General features: G+C 64.3%; 13 protein-coding genes and 1 pseudogene. 5 read left to right on the top strand and 9 right to left on the bottom strand.

All coding sequences use genetic code 11. The annotated features are described in order from the left end of the window. Positions 1-65: 65 nt before the first annotated feature. Positions 66-1,160: a YVTN family beta-propeller repeat protein gene (locus tag J3489_RS01695; RefSeq protein WP_242539694.1), complete on the top strand. Its 1,095-nt coding sequence runs from the start codon at positions 66-68 to the stop codon at positions 1,158-1,160. A gap of 530 nt (positions 1,161-1,690) precedes the next feature. On the opposite strand, the pseudogene J3489_RS01690 reads toward J3489_RS01695, so the two are convergent. The 7 genes and pseudogenes from J3489_RS01690 to pqqA form a co-directional block, all read right to left on the bottom strand. After that, positions 1,691-1,957, bottom strand: a pseudogene (locus J3489_RS01690) (DUF6402 family protein); the annotation flags it as partial. 473 nt (positions 1,958-2,430) lie between these two features. Continuing rightward, on the bottom strand, positions 2,431-4,782 hold the full coding sequence (locus J3489_RS01685; protein WP_206995515.1) for a TonB-dependent receptor: 2,352 nt from the start codon (positions 4,780-4,782) through the stop codon (positions 2,431-2,433). A 40-nt stretch (positions 4,783-4,822) separates the two neighbouring features. Further along, entirely contained in the window at positions 4,823-6,016 is a 1,194-nt protein-coding gene (gene pqqE / locus J3489_RS01680; protein WP_206995513.1) for a pyrroloquinoline quinone biosynthesis protein PqqE, read from the bottom strand. Then, a complete protein-coding gene (gene pqqD, locus J3489_RS01675) occupies positions 6,013-6,309 on the bottom strand; it encodes a pyrroloquinoline quinone biosynthesis peptide chaperone PqqD (protein ID WP_206995510.1) in 297 nt (98 codons plus the stop codon). Before pqqD ends, pqqE begins: the two co-directional genes overlap by 4 nt. Beyond that, positions 6,306-7,013 (bottom strand): pyrroloquinoline-quinone synthase PqqC, encoded by a 708-nt coding sequence (pqqC, locus tag J3489_RS01670; RefSeq protein WP_206995508.1) that lies wholly within the window; start codon positions 7,011-7,013, stop codon positions 6,306-6,308. The genes pqqD and pqqC overlap by 4 nt, the downstream gene beginning before the upstream one ends. Beyond that, on the bottom strand, positions 7,010-7,930 hold the full coding sequence (gene pqqB, locus J3489_RS01665; protein WP_206995506.1) for a pyrroloquinoline quinone biosynthesis protein PqqB: 921 nt from the start codon (positions 7,928-7,930) through the stop codon (positions 7,010-7,012). The genes pqqC and pqqB overlap by 4 nt, the downstream gene beginning before the upstream one ends. Before the next feature lie 247 nt (positions 7,931-8,177). Beyond that, complete coding sequence (gene pqqA / locus J3489_RS38455; RefSeq protein WP_091012800.1) at positions 8,178-8,252, bottom strand: pyrroloquinoline quinone precursor peptide PqqA; 75 nt, start codon at positions 8,250-8,252, stop codon at positions 8,178-8,180. Positions 8,253-8,754: 502 nt separating this feature from the next. Between pqqA and J3489_RS01655 the strand changes: the two genes are divergently transcribed. The 3 genes from J3489_RS01655 (at position 8,755) to J3489_RS01645 (ending at position 17,538) form a co-directional block, all read left to right on the top strand. Next, positions 8,755-13,614 carry an NAD-glutamate dehydrogenase gene (locus J3489_RS01655; protein ID WP_206995504.1) on the top strand — a complete coding sequence of 1,620 codons (4,860 nt, stop codon included), beginning with the start codon at positions 8,755-8,757 and terminating at the stop codon, positions 13,612-13,614. 249 nt (positions 13,615-13,863) lie between these two features. After that, positions 13,864-16,356 (top strand): mechanosensitive ion channel family protein, encoded by a 2,493-nt coding sequence (locus tag J3489_RS01650; protein WP_206995502.1) that lies wholly within the window; start codon positions 13,864-13,866, stop codon positions 16,354-16,356. Between the two features lie 123 nt (positions 16,357-16,479). Beyond that, positions 16,480-17,538, top strand: a complete 1,059-nt coding sequence (locus J3489_RS01645) for a purine-nucleoside phosphorylase (protein ID WP_206995500.1) — start codon at positions 16,480-16,482, stop codon at positions 17,536-17,538. Positions 17,539-17,669: 131 nt separating this feature from the next. Here the strand turns inward: J3489_RS01645 and J3489_RS01640 are convergent, their stop codons facing one another. Together J3489_RS01640 and J3489_RS01635 are read right to left on the bottom strand one after the other, a co-directional pair. Continuing rightward, positions 17,670-17,969, bottom strand: coding sequence for a DUF4148 domain-containing protein (locus J3489_RS01640; RefSeq protein ID WP_206995499.1), 300 nt, complete (start codon positions 17,967-17,969; stop codon positions 17,670-17,672). 247 nt (positions 17,970-18,216) lie between these two features. Then, positions 18,217-19,221 (bottom strand): LysR family transcriptional regulator, encoded by a 1,005-nt coding sequence (locus tag J3489_RS01635; protein WP_206995497.1) that lies wholly within the window; start codon positions 19,219-19,221, stop codon positions 18,217-18,219. A 170-nt stretch (positions 19,222-19,391) separates the two neighbouring features. Between J3489_RS01635 and J3489_RS01630 the strand changes: the two genes are divergently transcribed. Continuing rightward, entirely contained in the window at positions 19,392-20,234 is an 843-nt protein-coding gene (locus J3489_RS01630; RefSeq protein ID WP_206995496.1) for an alpha/beta hydrolase, read from the top strand. Positions 20,235-20,240: the final 6 nt, after the last annotated feature.

Raw genomic sequence — 20,240 nt, 5'->3', positions numbered from 1 at the left:
TTGGCAAACGCGAGTTTGATCGGCTAGTTTGGAACGGTCACGCGCGCAGCCTCGGGGAGAGCGACATGCCGCACAAGAATCCTCCTGCCGTATCCGCCATCCGGGTCGCCGTGCTGTGCGCGGGCGTCATGCTGGCGTCGAGCGCCGCGCGGGCCGCGCCTCCGCTCGCTTACGTGACGAGCGAAACGGCGGGCGTCGGCGTCATCGATCTCGAGCGCCTTAGCCTCGTCAAGACGTTTCCGGTCGGCGCGGATGGTCCGCGCGGCCTGAGCCTCACTGCGGACGGCACGCGGCTTTGGGTGGCGAACAAGAATACGGGCGACCTGTCCGTCATCGATACCGGCACCGGCGCGGTTCTGCAGCGCGTGAAGATCGGCAAGAACCCGGAGTACGTGCGCGTGCGCGGCGATTTCGCGTACGTGACGCATGAGCCGGGGGACGAGGGCGCGCCCGCTGCGGCGGGCAGCGGCGGCGCCAAAGGCGGCAAAGGCGGCAAAGGCGGCGATGACGACGACGCCGACAAGCCGCCCGCCGAAATCTCGATCGTCGACTTGAAGAGCCTGCGCGTGATCACGTCGGTGAAGAGCGGGCACGAGACGGAAGGCGTCGAGTTTTCGCGCGACGGCCACACGATGCTCGTGACCAACGAGGGCGACGATACGGTGTCCGTCTACGATGCGCGCACCGGGGCGCTGGAAAACACCGTGAAGCTCGCGGCGGGCGGGCGGCCGCGCGGGGTCAAGGCGTCGCCGGACGGCAAGGTCTACATCGTCACGCTCGAATCGGCGAGCAAGTTCGTCGTGCTGGACGCGGGCGATTTCCGGGTCTTGAAGACGGTCGATACCAAGCTCGGGCCGTATGGCGTCGCGTTCGGGCCGGCGGGCAAGCGCCTTCTGGTTGCCGCCGCGCGCGACAAGACGCTTCAGGTGTTCGACGCGCAGACCTACGCCCCGATCGCGGATGTGCCGATGGGTCTGCGTTGCTGGCATTTCACGTTCACGCCGGATGGGGCGACGCTGCTTGTCGCTTGCGGCCGTTCGAATGCGGTGTATGCGCTCGATGCGCAGACTTATCAGCCGATCAAGGAGATCGGCGGCTTGCCGCTCGCATGGGGCATCGTGACGTATCCGCCGGGGGATGGGTCGATCGAGTCGCCTTGACAATCGCCACGGACGTGTTGGCGCTCATCGACGTCATGGCAGTTTTGCGCGAGCTACGGTAGCCACGCTGTGATGCTGTCGTAGAGCGAGGGCGGGAGGTTGACAAAGGAGGTGGCGTCGCCGCCTCGCTCAAATGACACTTGTCCCTGGTACCAAGACAACTCCGGTACAGGCGTACTAAACGTACGCTCCACCAATAAAATGCCATCGTGAGCGTTATATACTCGACCGACATAATCAGAGTTGGCACTTGGCTCCCACCGTAATAGGCATAGTTCCGCGACGTACAACCCATCACCTGAAGTCGCTCGCTCACAAGAATGGGCTTGGGATCTGAGAGACACATTTAGGTAGTAGCTCCAGGTAACGCTCACGAAGAACGCAACTCCAAGCCCTATGGCAAACCGCTTTAGACGAGTTCCACGTCCTTCTTTGGCGATGAAAATATACCGTCCGCCAACCGGCAACAACACCATGAGCGTCATAAAAAAGTACCGATTGTTGTTCCCTTCATGCCGCCTCCATTACGCTCACTCGAAATTTACCTTTATCGGCGTTTCAAGCTGAATCGATTTCCAGTCAGAACAAATAATAAAATCCCCGCCGCGATGATGCCTAAACTGCCACTCTCTAAAAGAAGCATTCCTTATCGGATAATAAACCTTGCCTCTTATGCGGAGATTCTCGTAGCCAGCCCCCACTACCACTGGAAAATCCAGCCAAGGGACATTCGCCGCATGTGCTACCACGTTTACAGGCACAATGATCACTCCGTCCTTACTCCAGTGACCTAAATACTGAGACCGAGTATCCGATCATCAGGAACACCTACATGCGTCATCCGTCGAATATACTGCTCGGCTTTCTGCTCAAACGTGCTCTCAACAGCTATGCGTTGAAACTGAAAATTCTTGTGAAGTCTTCGAATATCGCCATCGCACTCGACCCACGGCGACACACCTAAACTCTTTCGATATTGTTCAAGAATCTTTTTAGCCTCTCCATAGGCAGCCTGGTTGTAGATTGCCGTTCTGACCAACTCTTCGTATCGCTCTTTAGCCCGTTCTCCTCGAACTCTTCAAATAGCAGCTTGAATCTCGCTCTACTTCACTCGTAAGGCTGGGCCAGCCGACTCACACTTACGGATCAGGCCGAATGAGGGTGGCGCCGGTGCTAACCGTACGGAACGGGAAATTATACTAAGGTATGCAAAGTATGAGAATTGAATGAAAATGGATTGCCACGCGTCAAAGCCTGATTCTTGCCGATACTACTTCCACGCGTACCGCATCCCGACCCACATGCCTCTTGGCGCGCCCGGCCCGACGAACTGCTCGTTGACGGGCGCCAATCCATCAAACGTGTGGTTCGGCCCGTTGAAGACGTTTTGCCCCAGCACGCCGAAGCTCGCATAGCGCTTGTCGAGCAGATTCGACACCGTCGCAAACACCTGCAGCTGCTTCGTGACCTGATAAGTCGTATCGAGATCGATCAGGAAGTAGCCCGCGATCTTGCCGTTCACGTCCTCGTTGTCTTCGTCGCCGCGCGCGTAGATGCTCCCGCGGTAGGTCAGGTTCGTGCCGATATCCCACTTCGGCGTGGCCGCGTAGTCGAGCCTGAGTTTGACTGTGTTCGCCGGGATGCCGGGAATGTGGTCGCCCGGCTTGACGGTGATGTTGCCGTTGGCGTCCGCGCTCGAATTGCTCGGGCTGCTTTCGACCCAGGTCGAGCGGTAAGTCGCGTCGACGTAGCTATAGTTCGCGGTTACGCCGAGCGGCCCGAATTGCGTGTGTCCCGAAAGCTCGACCCCTTGCCGCCGCGTGTTGCCGACGTTTTGAAAGAAACCTTGCGTGGTCGTCGCCGTGCTGATGAATTCGATGTCGTCGTCGAGTGTCGTGCTGTAGACGGCGGCGCTCCAGGTCGTCGCGCCGCCGATCTTGCCGCGCGCGCCCACTTCGAACGTCTTCGAGACGACCGGCTCGAGCGCCGGGTCCGCCAGGAAATCGTTCGGCAGCGAGCACGGCGCGGCCGCGTCGGCGCAGGTCAATTCGATCGCGGTCGGCGAGCGCATGCCTTCGTTGTAGGTCGCATAGGCGGTGAAGCCGGGCGTGGGGTTCCAGTTCAGGCCGAGCGCCGGATTGAAGCGCGAGAACACGTGGCTGCCGTTCAGAAGCGGCTGCATGCCGCTTTCGTCGCCGATGTCGGCCTTGGCCCAGTCGTAGCGCCCGGCGAGCGTCAGCGTCCATTGCTTCGTGAGCGACAGCGTGTCTTGCAGATAGAACCCGAGGTTGCCGTCGCGCGTTTTCGCGTCCACTTGCTGGACGAAATCGCCGATGCCGACCGTCGCGCGCGACGCCGTGAAGGAGGCGTCCTGCGACGATTGCGTGTAGTGCGAATTCGCGAAGTCGGCGGCCATGCCCGCGACGAACTGGTTCTCCATCCCGCCGAGCTTGCCGAGCAGCGTGAGCTGCAGGCTCGCGCCGTAGCTGTCGGTGTCGACCGAGGATTTGACGTTGCTGCCTTCGAGCATGTCGATCGAGCCGTCGGGCAGGACCTGCCCGAAATCGCGGTTGCTGTTGCTGCTCGTGTTCGTATTGACGAAGCGCCGGAAGTAGACCTCGCCGCTCAATTCGACGTGGTCGTTGAAAGCGTGGTCGCCCGAAAGCGTCACGTAGCCGGCGCTGTTTTGATTCTGGTCGGGAAACGTGTAGGCCTGCCTGAAGTTGTCGAGGAACGAGCGCGGGATCGTCTGCGAACCTTGCAAATCGTTGTCGGCGCCGCCTGCCGAAAGCGAGAGCGTGGTGTCCGCATCGGTGTAGCGCAGCTTGCCGAAGCCCTGGCGCACGCGGCTCGAGTTGTGGTCCGCCCAGCCGTCGTCGTTCGCGGCGGTGCCGGTCACGTAGTAGTCGAGGTTCTGGCCGATCGTCCCGCCTTGCTCGATTTCCGCCGTTTTGCGGCCCCATGAGCCGCCCGTCACTTCGGCGTCGCCGCCGGGGTCTTGCTTGCCGTTCTTCGTCGAGATCGCGATCGCGCCGCCGAGCGTGTTCAGGCCGAAGGCCGGGTTCGAACCGGGGATCAACTGGATCGTGTCGATCGCTTGCTGCGGAATCAGGTCCCAGTTCACGACGTCGCCGAACGGCTCGTTGATGCGCACGCCGTCCATGAACACCGATAGGCCCTGCGGCGTGCCCACGAGCGGCGAGGCCGTGAAGCCGCGATAGTTGATGTCGACCTGGTAGGGGTTGCCTTGCGCCTCGTTGATGTCGACGCTCGGCAGGTTCTTTTCGAAGAAGTCGGTGAGCGTGCTGCGGTGCTGCTGTTCGAGGTCCTTTCCGCGTACCGTCTGCACGTTCGCGGGCACGAGCGAAAGCGGCGTGCCGATGCCGAGCAACGGCGTCGTGCCGATCACGATGACGGGGGCGAGCGTGATTTCGGCGGCCGGCGATCCGGGGAGCGCGGCGCCGGGGGCGGGCACTTCTGCAGCAGGTGCGGGAAGCGTCGCACTCGACGCCGGTTCGGCCTGCGCCCACGACGCAGCCGGCAAGTTGACGAGCACGCTGCCGAGCAAAGCGGACAGGCGGGCACGGCGCCCGATCCGGTGCCTGCGGCGGCGGTGCGTCATCGGTCCTCCCTCGCCCGGATGGCCGCCGGGCTTGCGCCGGTTATCGTTGTGCTGCCTTGGCGGGAGACGCCGCGAGCGTGCGCGAGTTGGCGTCGTTGCGAAACAGGATCGGCTGCTCGCGAAACGCGTCCGCGGGGGCCGCTGCGGCCGCGAAACGCACCGCCTCGACGACTTCGCCATGCATCGGCGACTTGTCGCAGACGGGGTCCGCGTTGGCCGGGTCGCCGGTCAGCAGGTACGCCTGGCAGCGGCATCCGCCGAGGTCGCGCGCTTTCTCGTCGCAACTGCGGCACGGTTCCTTCATCCATTCGAAACCGCGATAGCGGTTGAACGCCTCGCTTTCGTACCAGATCTCGCGCAGCGACGACGCTTGCACGTTTGGAAACGCGAGCCCCGGCAGCCCGCGCGCCGCGTGGCAGGGGAGCGCGACGCCGTCCGGCGCGATGCCGAGGAATACGGCGCCCCAGCCGTTCATGCAGCGTTTCGGGCGGCGCTCGAAGTAGTCGGGCACGACGAAGAAGATCTTGCACGCGTCGCCGATCGTGCTGCGATAGCGCTCGACGACAGCCTCCGCTTCGGCGACTTGCTCGCGCGTCGGCAGCAGGTGCGCGCGGTTCGCGTGCGCCCAGCCGTAGTACTGCGTGTTCGCCAGTTCCAGATACTCGGCGCCCATCGCGAGCGCCATGTCGATGATCTTCGCGACATGCGGGAGGTTGTAGCGGTGCAGCACGCAGTTCATCACCATCGGAAAGCCGTGCTGCTTGATCGACGCCGCGGTGCGTTGCTTGAGGTCGAAGGTGCGCGTGCTGCTCAGGAAATCGTTCAGTGCCTGCGTCGAATCTTGAAACGACAATTGGATGTGATCGAGCCCGGCGGCTTTCAAATGGCCGAGGCGCGCGTCGGTGAGGCCGACGCCGGACGTGATCAGGTTCGTGTAGAAGCCGAGCGTGCGCGCTACGCCCACCAGCACTTCGAGGTCGTCGCGCACGAGCGGTTCGCCGCCCGAAAAACCGAGTTGCGCGGCGCCGAGCGCGCGCGCTTGCCTGAGCACGCCGATCCACTCATCGGTGCCGAGTTCGCGGCGGCGGTCCGCGTAGTCCACGGGGTTGTAGCAGAACACGCAATGCAGCGGACAACGGTAGGTCAGCTCCGCGAGCAGCCACAGCGGCGGCGGGATGGCGGGCGTCGCGTCCGGCGCGTCCGGCGCGTGCGCTGGAGCGCAGCGGCCAGTCATGCGTGCCGCTCCAGCCAGCCGTGCGTCAGCGCATCGGCGACGAACGCGCGGACCTCCGCGCCGATGCCCGTCGTATTGAACGCGTGTTCGAGATCGGCGATCAGCGTATCGAGATCGCGCGTGCCGTCGCAGCGTTTCAGGATCTCCGCCGCGCTTTGGTTCAGCTTCACCATCCCTTCCGGATAGAGCAGCACGTACGCGTCCTGGGCCGGTTCCCATTGCAAGCGGAACAGCGACTTGATCGCGAGACGCGCGGTCCCGGCTTCTGGCGGCGGGCAAGCGGAATCGTTCATAACGGAAACGCCTTTTCGATCGAGTCGAGCATCGTCCACAGGATGTCGAGCTTGAACTGCAGGATTTCCAGCGCGCGTTCCTGCTGATCGCGCCGCGTGAAATGATCGAGCGTCATTTCGAGCCCGTGTTCGACGTCGCGCTCGGCGAGCGCCGCTCGCGAGCGGAAATAGGCGAAGCCGTCCGGGTCGATCCACGGATAGTGCTCGGGCCACGTCGCGAGCCGGTCGCGATGGATCTGCGGCGCGAACATCTCCGTGAGCGACGAGCACACCGCCTCCTGCCAAGGCGCACGGCGCGCGAAGTTCACGTAGGCATCGACGGCAAAGCGCACGCCGGGCGTGACGAGCTTCAACGACCGCAATGCGTCGCGCGGCAGGCCGACCGCGTCGCCCAGGCGCTCCCACGCATCGATGCCGCCTTCGCTGCCGCCGTGCCCGTCGTGATCGAGGATGCGCAGCACCCAGCGGCGGCGCGTGTCGCGCTCAGGGCAGTTCGACAGAATCGCCGCGTCTTTCAGCGGGATATTGATCTGATAATAAAAGCGGTTCGCGACCCAGCCGCGGATCTGCTCGCGCGAGCAGCCGCCCGTCGTCATCTTCACGTTGAACGGATGGTGGATGTGATAGCCCGCGCCCTTGGCGCGCAGTTGCGCTTCGAATTCGCCGCGCGTCCACGGCGCCGCCGCATCGGATCCGGCGCTCATAGATCGAACGCCATCCCGTCGTACGCGACTTCGATTCCATGCTCCGTCAGCGTGCGGCGCTCGGGACCGTCATCGACGAGGATCGGGTTCGTATTGTTGATGTGGACCAGCACCTTGCGCACGCCGGCGCGATCGATCGAATCGAGCACCTCGATCATGCCGCCCGCGCCGCTTTGCGGAAGATGGCCCATGTCCGTCGCGCGCTTTTGCGAAATGCCGAGCCGGATCATCTCGTCGTCGGTCCACAGCGTGCCGTCGATCAGCAAGAGGTCCGCGTTTCGCATCGCGTTCATCACGTGCGGCTCGACGACGCCGATTCCCGGCGCGTAAAACGCACGCCTGCCCGATGCGCGATTCGTGAAGACGAGCCCGATGTTGTCGCCGAGCCGCGGCGTGGCGCGATGCGGAGAATAGGGCGGGGCCTTGCTGGTCAGCGGCACGGCGTCGATTTGCACGCCGGGCAGCGCGTCGAGCAAGAGCGGGCCGCCGTCGAAGATGATCGCGTGGCGCTCGAAGCCGCAGTAATCGAAGAGCAGGGGGCCGATCGGAAAGCCCGTGCAGAGGTCTTCCCAAACGGCGTCTGTCGTATAGAGCGAAAGCGGCGTGGCATGCTCGCGCAGCATCAGAAGACCGGTGACGTGATCGATCTGCGCATCGACTGTCAGGATCGCGGCGATGCCGGTGTCGCGTATGCGGCGAGCCGGTTGCAGTTCGGGATTGGCGGCGATTTGCGCGAGGACGTCGGGCGACGCGTTGACGAGAAGCCAGTCGACGCCGTTCGCGCTGACGGCGATCGACGATTGCGTGCGGCGCGCAGCGCTGAGCGTGCCGCGCCGGATGCCGTCGCAGTTGCGGCAGTTGCAGTTCCATTGCGGAAAGCCGCCGCCCGCAGATGAGCCGAGGACCTTGATCTTCATGCAGTACCGCGCAGCGCGCACCCCTCAGAAGCCGGTTTCGTGACCATCTTCTCGATTGCCCGCGCCCTGCGCAATCGAGTGCAACCATTAGCGTGCGCCGGGCGCGCCGGTCGTGTCCGTGCCGGGCACAGTGCCACCCGGCGCCGAGGTGACGGGCTCGTCGCTTGAGGAGCGGCTATCGCCGCAACGCCGGCAGGCGGTCGAGAACGGTGCGGCGGATGGGCCGCCCGTAACAGCTCACGCGGTGCTAACGCGTGGCGATATACATCGTGATTTCGAAACCAAGACGGATATCGGTGTAGCTAGGCGTCGTCCATTGCATATTCGTTCCTCCCTCTTCGGCATAGACACGGGTTCGCCGCAGCCCCGCGGCTTGGTGCAGGACTCCTTTTGCGCCCGGCGCGACAGCAATCTTCATACCTGTAGCCAGTCTGATTCCCGCGAGCGTGGCGGCTGGTTTCGTCATTCAACTGGAGTCAGCAGGTCCGATAATGCGCTCAACCAGCTCGACCAGCAAAGGATTGCTTAGCGATCGAAGCCGCCATTTTCGAGCTTTATTTTGCAATCGCCGAATGGGCTGGAAAACGAACCGCAGCCGCCGAACTCGAACGCCGAAGACTGAAACGTGAGCCCCTGACCGTGGAGTTCGAATGTTTGAAGGCGGAACGCGCCCCAAACCGAGCTGCTGTCGGCGCACGAGTAAAGCCCGAAGTTTGTGCGTCCGCACATCGATCTGCCTCATCAAAGTGCCTCGCGACAGGCGCATAATGCCGTTCGAAGCAAGCAAGCCAGATGGTCACCGTAAACCCTAAGCGGAGGACGTCATGGAAGCGAAGAACGAAGATGCCGTTGCGCACCTGATCAACGATGTCGCGGATTACGCGCGGGGACGATTGCCGGAACCCGTCTTCGCCGCGGCAGAACCCTTCCTGCTGCACTACTACGAGCAGGCCGATGCGGACGATGTGCAAAGCCGCAGCATCGCCGATCTCTACGGCGCCGCCATGGCGCATTGGCAGACCGCGCAGAAGTTCGTCTCCGGCAGCGAGCAGTTGCGCGTCTACAACCCCGTGCTCGACCAGCACGGCTGGCACTCCGACCACACGGTCATCGAAATCGTCAACGACGACATGCCGTTCCTCGTCGACTCGGTGACGATGGAGGTGAACCGCTGCGGGCTCGCGCTGCATTCCGGGTTGCACCCGGTGTTCCGCGTCTGGCGCGGCGCGAACGGCGCCATCGAACGCGTCGCGCTCGGCGGCGCCGCGGTAGCGGGCGCTGCCGATGCCGCGCCGTCGCGGCTCGAATCGTTCATCCACTTCGAGATCGACCGCTGCGGCGATGCGGCGAGACTCGCCGAGCTGCGCACGACGCTTGCGCGCGTGCTGGGCGACGTGCGCGCCGCGGTCGAGGATTGGCCGAAGATCACCGAGGTCGCGAAGCGCACGATCAAAGAGATGCTCGCGCGCGAGACGTCTCCGGAAGGCGTCGAGGCGCGCGCGTTCCTCGAATGGATGGCCGCCGACCATTTCACGTTTCTCGGGCAGCGCGATTACGAGCTCGTGACACATGACGGCGGCTTTGCGCTGCGCGGCGTACCCGGTACCGGATCCGGCATTTTGCGCGAGGCCTTGCGCTTGGCGGACGCGCCGGACCTCACGCCGTTGCCGGCCGCGGCAGCCGACATCATCAGCGGGCCGACGCCGATTTTCCTGACGAAAGCCAATTCGCGCGCCACCGTGCACAGGCCGGGATACCTCGACTATGCCGGCGTGAAGCTCGTCGGGGAAGACGGCAAGCTGCGCGGCGAGCGGCGCTTCATCGGACTCTATACGTCGACCGCGTATACCGGTTCCGCTTACGAGATCCCGATCGTGCGCCGCAAATGCGCGAACATCGTGAGGCGCGCCGGGTTTCTCGCGAAGGGGCACTTGTACAAGTCGCTCGTGACGGTGCTCGAGCAGTTTCCGCGCGACGAGATGTTCCAGACGAGCGAAGACGAGCTTTACGACATCGCGCTCGGCGTGCTGCGCTTGCAGGAGCATCAGCGCACGCGGCTCTTCGTGCGGCGCGACCGCTTCGACCGCTTCGTGTCGTGCCTCGTGTTCGTGCCGCGCGAGAAGTACAACACCGATTTGCGCCGCCGCATCGCGAAGCTGCTCACGGGCGCGTTCAACGGCACCGCCGTCGAATTCACGCCTTTGCTGTCGGAGTCGCCGCTGGCGCGCATTCATATCGTCGTTCGCACGCAACCGGGCGCGCTTCCCGATGTCGATACGCGCGAACTCGAAGTGCGCCTCGTGCAGGCGACACGCCGCTGGCAGGACGACCTTGCCGATGCGCTGCTCGACAGCTTCGGCGAAGAAGCGGGCAACCGGCTGCTGCAGCGCTATGGCGACTCGTTCCCGGCGGGCTATCGCGAGGATTACGCGGCGCGCACCGCGGTGCGCGATATCGAGCTGATCGAGCAGGTGCAGGACGGCAAGCACCTAGCGATGAATCTGTATCGGCCGATCGAGGCGGCGCCGCGCGCATTTCGCTTCAAGGTCTTCCGCACCGAGCAGGCGATCGCGCTGTCGCGCAGCTTGCCGATGCTCGAGCATCTCGGCGTGCGCGTCGATGAAGAGCGGCCGTACCTGATCGAGCCGGTGGGCTCGAAGCCGGCGTGGGTGCACGACTTCGGGCTGGAGCTCGTCGACGACGTCGAGTTCGACATCGAACGCGTGAAGGCGCTGTTCGAAGAAGCGTTCGATCGCGTGTGGACCGGCGAGATCGAAAGCGACGATTTCAACCGGCTCGTGCTGCGCGCGCAGCTCGGCTCGCGCGAGGTGACGATCTTGCGCGCGTACGCGAAGTATTTGCGGCAAGTCGGCTCGACTTTCAGCGACGCCTATATCGAACGCGCGGTGACGGGCAACCCCGCGCTCGCGCGCCGGCTCGTCGAGCTGTTCATCGCGCGCTTCGACCCGACGCTCGGCGACACGCGCGCCGCGTACACCGAACAGTTGACCAAGGACCTCGAAGCGGCGCTCGACCAGGTGCCGAATCTCGACGAAGACCGCATCCTGCGGCAGTTCCTCGGCGTCATCAACGCCACGGTGCGCACCAACTACTTCCGCCGCGCGAGCGACGGCAAGCCGCTGCCGTATCTGTCGTTCAAGCTCAATCCGGCGAAGGTGCCGGGGCTGCCCGAGCCCAAGCCGATGTTCGAGATCTGGGTGTACTCGCCGCGGGTCGAGGGCGTGCACTTGCGCGGCGGACGTGTCGCGCGCGGCGGCCTGCGCTGGTCCGACCGTCGCGAGGACTTCCGCACCGAAGTGCTCGGCTTGATGAAGGCGCAGATGGTGAAGAACACCGTGATCGTGCCGGTCGGCTCGAAGGGCGGCTTCGTCGTGAAGAACCCGCCGGCGGCGGGCGATCGCGAAGCGTTCATGCGCGAAGGCGTGACCTGCTATCAGACCTTCCTGCGCGGCCTGCTCGATGTCACGGACAATCGCGTCGCCGGTGCGATCGTGCCGCCGCCGAACGTCGTGCGCGCCGATCCCGACGACCCGTACCTCGTCGTCGCCGCGGACAAGGGCACGGCCACGTTCTCCGACTACGCGAACGCGATTGCGCACGACTACGGCTTCTGGCTCGACGACGCGTTCGCGTCGGGCGGCTCGGTCGGCTACGACCACAAGAAGATGGCGATCACCGCGCGCGGCGCGTGGGAATCGGTGAAGCGCCATTTCCGCGAGATGGGCGTCGATACGCAGGCGACCGATTTCACGGTGGTCGGCGTCGGCGACATGTCGGGCGACGTGTTCGGCAACGGCATGCTGCTCTCGCCGCATATCCGGCTCGTCGCCGCGTTCGACCATCGGCATGTGTTCCTCGATCCGAACCCGGACCCGGCGGTGAGCCTCGGGGAACGTGAGCGTATCTTTGCGCTCGAACGCTCGAGCTGGGCCGACTACGATACGTCGCTGATCTCGGCCGGCGGCGGCGTGTATCCGCGCACGGCGAAGACCATTCCCGTTTCGCCCGCGATGCAGGCGGTGCTCGGCATCCACGCGGCGTCGCTCGCGCCGGTCGACCTGATTCGCGCGATCCTGCTCGCGCCGGTCGATCTGCTCTACAACGGCGGCATCGGCACCTACGTGAAGTCGAGCCGCGAGACGCACCTGCAAGTCGGCGACCGCGCGAACGACGCCGTGCGCGTGAACGGCGCGGAGCTGCGCGTGAAGGTGGTGGCCGAGGGCGGCAATCTGGGGCTCACGCAACTTGGGCGCATCGAATTCGCGCAGAAGGGCGGCCGCATCAATACCGATGCGATCGACAATTCCGCGGGCGTCGATTGCTCGGATCACGAGGTCAACATCAAGATTCTGCTCGGCCTCGTGATGGCCGACGGCGAGATGACCGAGAAGCAGCGCAACAAGCAGCTTGCCGACATGACCGACGAAGTGGGCCTGCTCGTGCTGCGCGACAACTACTATCAAACGCAGGCGCTGTCGATCGCGGGGCGCTATGGCGCCGAATTGCTCGAGCCCGAGGCGCGGCTGATGCGCTACCTCGAACGCCTCGGGCGTCTGAACCGCGTGATCGAATTCCTGCCGACCGACGACGAGATCGCCGAGCGGATCGCGGCGAAACAGGGGCTCGCTTCGCCGGAGCGCGCGGTGCTGCTCGCATACAGCAAGATGTGGCTCTACGACGAATTGCTCGAATCCGACGTGCCGGAAGACCCGCTCGTCGCCGGCATGCTGGTCGACTATTTCCCGAAGCCGCTGCAAGCGCGCTTTGCCGAACCGATGCAGCGGCATCCGCTCAAGCGTGAAATCCTCGCGACGCATTTGACCAATGCGCTCGTGAACCGCGTCGGCTGCGAGTTCGTGCATCGCTTGCAGGAGGAGACGGACGCCAAGCCGGGCGACATCGTGCGCGCGTGCATCGTCGCGCGCGACGTGTTCGATCTCGACGACGTCTGGCGCCGCATCGACGCGCTCGACAACCGCGTCGCCGACGATGTGCAGGCGCGCATGTTCGTCGAAGTCGCGCGGCTCGTCGAGCGCGCCGCGCTGTGGTTCCTGCGGCACTTGCAGACGAGCGTCGAGCGCGTCGACAGCGACGGCGTCGCCGCGCTCATCGCCCGCTGCCGCGATGCGGCCCAGCGGCTCGCGCCGCAATTGCCGGATTTGCTGCCCGCGGCCGACCTCGAAGCGCTTCAAGAACGGCAGCGTGCGCTCGTGGAGGCGGGCGTCGACGGCGAGCTCGCGATGCGCGTGGTGAGCCGCGAGATTTCGGCGGCGGTGCTCGACATTGCCGATGTGGCGGCAGCGAGCGGGCGTCCGCTCGAGCTGGTCGCCGGCGTGTATTTCTCGCTGGCGACGGAGCTCAACTACGGGTTCATTACCGAGCGGGCGAGTGCGCTGCCTACCCACACGCATTGGGACCTGCTCGCACGCGCCGCAGCGCTTGCGGAATTTGCGCGCTTGAGGCGCGTGGTGACAACGAGCGCGCTCGGCGAAGCACGCGAGTTGAACACCGCGGAAGCGATCGCGAACGTGTGGCGCGCCAAGCGGGTGGAAGCGCTCGATCGCTACGCGCGCTTGATTGCGGAGCAGCGGGCCACGGGCGGCGCGAGTCTGTCGATGCTGCTGGTGCTCGTGCGGGAACTGGCCGTGCTGGAACGAGTTTGAGGGCGGATGCGTGCACCGCGGCTCGACATGATTGCGGCGAATTGCCGATAATGGCGGCTCTCGCGAAAGCGCTCTTCGGGGACCGGCGTGCCCGGCTTGGCCGGGCACGCAGGCTGCCGCCGACGGTCGAGGCCTTGCCTCGCCGCGATCGTTTTTAGCCGTGGCACGCGCATTGCTCAGCGCAGGGGCATGCGGGCCGCGGCTTCCGCCGCATCTCAGTGAATCATTGGCGTGCTTCTCTTTCCTTCTATGCGCAAAACCGTTCTCGTTTGCCTGTTCTTGTCGATCGCGACGTTTGGCGTCGCCTCCCCATCCGGTGCCGCAACGCGTGCGGCGGCTCCCGCCTCGAATCCCTCTCCCGTTGCACTGACGCCCGATGAGGCGCGCCGGGCGCTCGAAGTGCTCAACGACCCCACGCGCCGCGCGCAGATCGAGGTCACGCTGCGCGCCGTCGCCGCGGCGGGCGCGCTCAGCGCACCGCCTGCTCCGGCGGCGGTTGCCGCTTCCGCGCCCGCAGCCCCGGCGCCGCACGCCGCGAGCGCGGCGTCGAGCGCATTGCCGTCCGCATTTCAGGCGAACGGCCTCGCGTCGCAGCTATCCCGTCAGGTGGCCAGCGGCGTGCATATCGTCAGCGGCGCGCTCGGGCGCTCGACGATGGCCTTGCTCGATACGCAATCGGTGCGTGCGTGGTGGCGCGATGAAATGGCGAGCCCGCAAGAGGTCGAGTTGCTGCGCCATCTCGCGTGGGTCGTGCTTGCCACGCTGATACCGGCGGGCTTGCTCGCGGCGTTGACGCACTATACGTTCAAGAAGCGGGTGAGGGCGCTGGTGGGACGCAGGATGGAAATCGAAGAAGAAGCGATGCGTGCGGCGCGGCGCAATAGAGGCACAACGGAAGCCATTGCGCCCCGGCCGGCGGACGATTCGACTGCCGCGCCTGCGCCCGGCAGCGCCGCCGCGCGCAGCGCGCGCAATGCGGAGAAGGCCGGACACCATTGGACCGTGCTGCAACGGTTGCCGATCGCGCTGCTGCGCATCGTGCTCAAGGCCGTGCCGCTGCTTGTGTTCGTCGCGGCCGCGATTGCGCTGATGTCCGCGCTGACCGACGAAGGCAGCCCCGGCGAGCGCGTGCTCGATTCGCTGATTCAGATCTACGCGATCTGCCGCGCGCTCGCGCTCGCGGGCGATTTCTTCTTCGCGCCGCACACGCCGAAGCTGCGGCTGTTGAGGCTGCCGGACACCTGGGCGCAATTCGCGCAGCGCTGGGTCGTGCGGCTCGCCGCCGTGCTCGGCGCGGGCGCGGCGATCGCCGCGGCGCCGCTGCCGCTCGGCCTCGCGCCCGATGCGCATTTGGCGATCGTCAAGATCGTCACGCTGATCGGCCACGTGATGGTCTCGGTCCTGATCCTGCAATGCCGCCGTCCGGTTGCGCGCTGGATTCGCAAGGCCACCAGGAGCGACCGTTCGCTCCTCGTCGTCGGCAACTGGCTGGCCGACGTATGGGCGGGCCTTGCGGTGTTCTTCGTGATGGCGCTCTGGTTCGTCTGGGCGCTCGACGTGCACAACGGCTATCGCGTGCTGCTGCATCGCGGCGGGCTTTCGGTGCTCGTGCTGATCAGTGCGCGCTTGGTCGCGATGGTCACGTTCGGCGCGCTCGGGCGTCTCTTCAAGGTCAAGGAAGGCGAGACGGGCTCGGTCGCGTTTCAGCACGCGTATCGCTACTACCCGCTGTTGCGGCGTGTCGCGTGGGCGATCATCGTGCTCGTCACGTTGAATCTCATCCTTTCGGTGTGGGGCGTCCACGTGTGGCATGCCGTGGCGAGCGGCAGCGTCGGCTCGCGGCTCGCGTCGGCGATCACGACGATCGCGGCCGCGGCGATCATCGCGCTCTTCGTGTGGGAGTCGATCAACGTCGCACTCGAACGCCGGCTCGACGTCTGGACCGCGGATGGCGATCTCATGCGCGCCGCGCGGCTGCGCACGCTGGTGCCGATGCTGCGCGCGATCGTCTTCATCATGATCGCGCTGGTGGTCGTGCTCACGGGCTTGAGCGAGCTCGGCGTGAACACGGCGCCGTTGCTTGCGGGCGCAAGCATCTTCGGCGTGGCACTCGGTTTCGGTTCGCAAAAGCTCGTGCAGGACTTCATCACGGGGATCTTCCTGCTGATGGAGAACGCGATGCAGGTGGGCGATTGGGTGACGCTCGCGGGGGTGTCGGGCACGGTCGAGTATCTGTCGATCCGCACGGTGCGCTTGCGCGGCAGCGACGGTTCGCTCTATACGGTGCCGTTCAGTTCGGTGTCGACCGTCAACAATACGAATCGCGGCATCGGCAATGCAGCGGTCTCGGTGAGCATCGTTTATGGGCAGGACATCGACCTTGCCGTTGCGACGCTCAAGGAGATCGGCGCCGCGCTGCGTGAGGACGAGCGGTTCAAGGACGGTATCTTGTCGGATTTCGCTTATTGGGGCGTCGACAAGGTCGACGGCGCGTTGGTGACGATGAGCGGTCAGGTTCAATGCCGCGATTCGAAACGCTGGGCAGTGCAGCGCGAATTCAATCTGCAGATCGCGCAGCGCTTCAAGGAACGCGGTATCGAAATTGCGAATCCGCAGCGGAGTGTGCTGGTGCCGGAGGGAGAGCCCAAGCAACCGCAGACGATCGATCAACAGGCGATGCAGGCTCAGGGAGCAGGGAGCGCATCTGGCAAGCACGTTCTGGATCGGTTACGGGATTTGTAATTGGATCGGATAGCGTGGTCGCAAGGCACAACGATCGATGTCTTGCGCGATAAGAAAAGGGTTTGTCATGCCCCGTCTAAACCGATATGTTCGTGCCGTTATCAATAACAAAAGGAACCGTCGATGCCGATCCGCTTCCTCGTCTCGCTCGCCGCGCTGACTCTCGCTGCCTGTGCGGCAACCCCATCCGCCCGGCAGGACACCGGCAGCTTTGCCGATACGGCGTCTTCCGGCCGCCCTGTCAAAGTCATGATCGTCTCGATGTTCGCGCCGGAAGGGCAAGTGTGGCTGAATCATCTGGGTCCTTGGGAATCGATTCCGGTGGCGGGCCTCGCTCCTGACTATCCCAACGTCCACTGCAACCAGAACGGCATCTGCGTGATGACGACCGGCATGGGCCACGCGAATGCGGCGGCGTCGACGATGGCCTTGGCATTTTCGCCGCGCTTCGACTTGCGCAAGACGTATTTCCTGATCGCGGGCATCGCCGGCATCGATCCTTCGCAGGGCACGCTCGGCTCGGCGGCGTGGGCGAAGTATCTCGTGGACTTCGGCATTCAATGGGAACTCGACGGCCGCGAAATTCCTCGCGGCTGGAAGACGGGCTACCTCGGCATCAACACCAAGAACCCCAACGAGAAGCCGCCGCTCGACTATCGCAGCGAGATGTTCCAGCTCAACCCGCAGCTCGCCGATGCGGCTTTTGCGCTATCGCGCGGCGTCGCGCTCTCGGACAGCAAGGAAGCCCAGGCGGCGCGCGCAAAGTATCGCTATGCGCCCGCGAATCAGCCGCCGTCGGTGATTCAGTGCGATACGCTCGCGAGCGACAACTGGTGGTCCGGCACGTTGCTCGGTCAGCGCGCGCGCGACTGGACCCGGATCCTCACGGACGGCAAAGGCGTGTATTGCACGACGCAGCAAGAAGACAACGCCACGTATGAAGCACTCACGCGCGCAGCGAACGCGAGCCGCGTCGATTTGAATCGCGTTGCGGTGTTGCGCGCGGGCTCGGATTTCGACCGCCCCTATGCCGGTCAAACGAGCGCGGACAATCTGCTCGATTACGCAGCGCAAGGCGGCTTTACACCGGCCGTCGAGAACCTGTATCGCGCGGGCAATCCGCTCGTGCAGGACATTGCGGCGCACTGGGGCGATTGGCGCGACGGCGTGCCTCAGCGCTGAGTGTTCGTTCGCTTGCGGCCTGCCTCAGTGTTGCGTCGGCCGGTACGGCGTCCACACGGGGGTGTCGGTATTCCAATGATCGAGTTCGGAAGGCAGTGTGTCGTTCATGATGGGCTCCTTGATCTGTTCGCTTAGTGGCCGGCGCGCGCCAGACGCAGCGGGTCGTTGTTTTCCTGCAGCGCGACGCGACGCGCTTGCGTTTGCCCTTGCAGGCTCAGGTTCGGATAGCTTTGCTTGTTCATCGACGGCAGCGTGCCGTCGCGTTCGGCTTGCACGACATCGCCCCGCACTTCGGCACGCGTTTTCGTGCTGGTGCCGACCCACGAATAGTCGTTGTACGAGCCGGCGTGCCCGATACCTCCGCCTTGCGCGAATGCCGGTGCGCTGGCCAGCAGCGAAAGCGCAAGACCTGCGATGAGTTGCCGCTTCATGATCAAACTCCTGTCGATACGATGGGGCGCTGACGATCAGCGCCGCGACAGGGTGAAATGTAAGGGGAGCCGGTGTTCCGATAAATGGGAAAACGGCGAAATGATTTTTTGTCGAGGGCGAACAATGCGTTCGCGGGAGGAAGACCTTATTTGAAGCGCGGGATTAAGCCGATGCATTTAAGTAAGGCGTTCAAGCGCCGCAACGCCGGACAATCGATACGGCGAGCGGCGATGCCCGCCGAACCGTTCATGCCAACCATTCGGAAATCACGGGCGTATCGAGCGCCGGAGTTTTTTCCAGTTCTTCGAACGTGCGCTTGCTGCAGGTCTTTTCAAGGCTCTGCCGGCCGCTCAGCAACGGGCAGCGGTCGAACACATCGGCGATCCAGTCGACGAATACCCGCACTTTCGGCGACAAGTGCCGGCTGTGCGGATACACCGCCGAGATCGGCATCGGCAGCGGTTTCCAGTCGGGCAGCACTTCCTTCAATTCGCCGGAACGCAGATGCGGCTGCACCATGAAAAGCGGGGGCTGAATCAGCCCGAAGCCTTCGACCGCGCAGGTCACGTACGCATCGGCATCGTTGACGGACACCAATCCGTTCATCTTGACTTCGACTTCCTTGCCGTCGACGAGGAACGCCCAATCCATCACGCGCCCCGTGCGGCTCGAAAAATAATTGACCGCGCGGTGCTGGCTCAAATCCTCGAGCGTCTTCGGCTCACCCATGCGCCCGAGATAGCTCGGCGCCGCGCACGTCACGCCTTCGAACAAGCCGATGCGGCGCGCGACGAGCGACGAATCCTGCAAAGCGCCGACGCGAATCACGCAGTCGACGCCTTCTTGCAGCAAGTCGACAGGCCGGTCCGACAAGCCGAGCTGCAAATCGATATCCGGGTATTTCGTATGAAATTCGCACAGCGCCGGAATGACCAGGGTGCGGCCGATCGAACCCGGCATGTCGATGCGCAGTTTGCCGTGCGGTTTCTTATTGCCGTTTTGGAGCGACGTTTCGGTCTCTTCGACATCCGCGAGAATGCGCACGCAACGCTCGTAATAGGCTGCGCCGTCGGGCGTGAGGCTTAAGCGGCGCGTCGTCCGGTGCATCAGGCGCACGCCGAGAAACGCCTCGAGATTCTGAATGATCGTCGTGACCGATGCGCGCGGCAGGTCCAGCGTTTCCGCGGCTTTGGTAAAGCTATTCGTGTCGACGACACGGGTGAACACTTGCATGGCCTGAAGCCGGTCCATCGCAACCTCCAGCGGATTGGCACACCCCATCCGGGTGCCTGACGGCACACAGATGCGATCGATTGTTTGGGCGCACCGAATTGTGTTGCCGGATTATAGGCATTTATTCGCGAGCTTGCCGAACCCACAATTCGGACCATTGTGAACTGTCGCGCTTTGCGCTTTTGGCTATGGAAGCTCTCGAAACCCGTAATCCGTTCATTCCGCCGTTCGCGACCGCCGGGCGCACGCTGACGGTGACCGATGTGCAGATAGCGGGATACGAGAAACACATTACGCTACGCCTTTATCGCCCGGCAAATAAAACCGCGCTGCCGATAGTGCTTTATTTTCACGGCGGTGGTTTTGTACGCGGCTCGCTGGACGAAGCGGATTTTGAATCGCGCTATTTATCAGAGCAGTTACCGGCCCTGGTCGTATCGGTCGATTATTCGCTTGCGCCGAAGCATCCGTTTCCGGCCGCGCCGGAAGACGCCTATCGCGCGGTGCGCTGGATCGAAAGCAAGGCGCGAGCCTATGGCGGCAATCCGAAGCGTATCGGCGTGGCCGGCCATGACGCGGGCGGGCAGATCGCGAATTGCCTGGCGTTCATGGCGCGCGATCGCGGCGACGTGACCGTGCGTGCGCAAGCGCTGCTCGGGCCCATGCTCGACCCGAGCCTGACGCGCCTGGGCGACGCCGCCCGTTTGTCGTCCGACATCACCGCCAGCGAATGCGCGGCGTGCTATCGCGCGTACTTGCCGCAGGCGGCGCAGCGCATTCACCCGTATGCGGCGCCGCTCGAAGCGTCACGGCTGGCGGGCCTGCCGGGAACGCTCATCGTGACGGCGCAAAACGACGTGCTGCATGTCGAGGCCGAGAAATACGCGGGCAACCTGATCGGCGCGGGCGTGCTGACGCAGGTCGTTCGCTTTCCTAGCGTCTCGCATGGCGCGCTGGCGCAGCACGCGCCTGCCTTGCAGGAAGTCGTTCGATTTTTTCAGTGCCGCCTGGATCCGCGCGCACTTCGCTAAAAATCC

It is taken from the genome of Trinickia mobilis, from assembly GCF_017315705.1.
Taxonomy (GTDB): domain Bacteria; phylum Pseudomonadota; class Gammaproteobacteria; order Burkholderiales; family Burkholderiaceae; genus Trinickia_A; species Trinickia_A mobilis.
The sequence above is the reverse complement of the archived record's forward strand: the minus strand, read 5'-3'. Positions and strand labels throughout refer to the sequence as shown.

Coding starts and splice junctions, on each gene's coding strand:
- J3489_RS01640 (WP_206995499.1), bottom strand. CDS start 17,969: ATGAAGCGGCAACTCATCGCAGGTCTTGCGCTTTCGCTGCTGGCCAGC.
- J3489_RS01650 (WP_206995502.1), top strand. CDS start 13,864: ATGCGCAAAACCGTTCTCGTTTGCCTGTTCTTGTCGATCGCGACGTTT.
- J3489_RS01635 (WP_206995497.1), bottom strand. CDS start 19,221: ATGGACCGGCTTCAGGCCATGCAAGTGTTCACCCGTGTCGTCGACACG.
- pqqB (WP_206995506.1), bottom strand. CDS start 7,930: ATGAAGATCAAGGTCCTCGGCTCATCTGCGGGCGGCGGCTTTCCGCAA.
- J3489_RS01645 (WP_206995500.1), top strand. CDS start 16,480: ATGCCGATCCGCTTCCTCGTCTCGCTCGCCGCGCTGACTCTCGCTGCC.
- J3489_RS01695 (WP_242539694.1), top strand. CDS start 66: ATGCCGCACAAGAATCCTCCTGCCGTATCCGCCATCCGGGTCGCCGTG.
- J3489_RS01630 (WP_206995496.1), top strand. CDS start 19,392: ATGGAAGCTCTCGAAACCCGTAATCCGTTCATTCCGCCGTTCGCGACC.
- pqqE (WP_206995513.1), bottom strand. CDS start 6,016: ATGACTGGCCGCTGCGCTCCAGCGCACGCGCCGGACGCGCCGGACGCG.
- pqqC (WP_206995508.1), bottom strand. CDS start 7,013: ATGAGCGCCGGATCCGATGCGGCGGCGCCGTGGACGCGCGGCGAATTC.
- J3489_RS01685 (WP_206995515.1), bottom strand. CDS start 4,782: ATGACGCACCGCCGCCGCAGGCACCGGATCGGGCGCCGTGCCCGCCTG.
- J3489_RS01655 (WP_206995504.1), top strand. CDS start 8,755: ATGGAAGCGAAGAACGAAGATGCCGTTGCGCACCTGATCAACGATGTC.
- pqqD (WP_206995510.1), bottom strand. CDS start 6,309: ATGAACGATTCCGCTTGCCCGCCGCCAGAAGCCGGGACCGCGCGTCTC.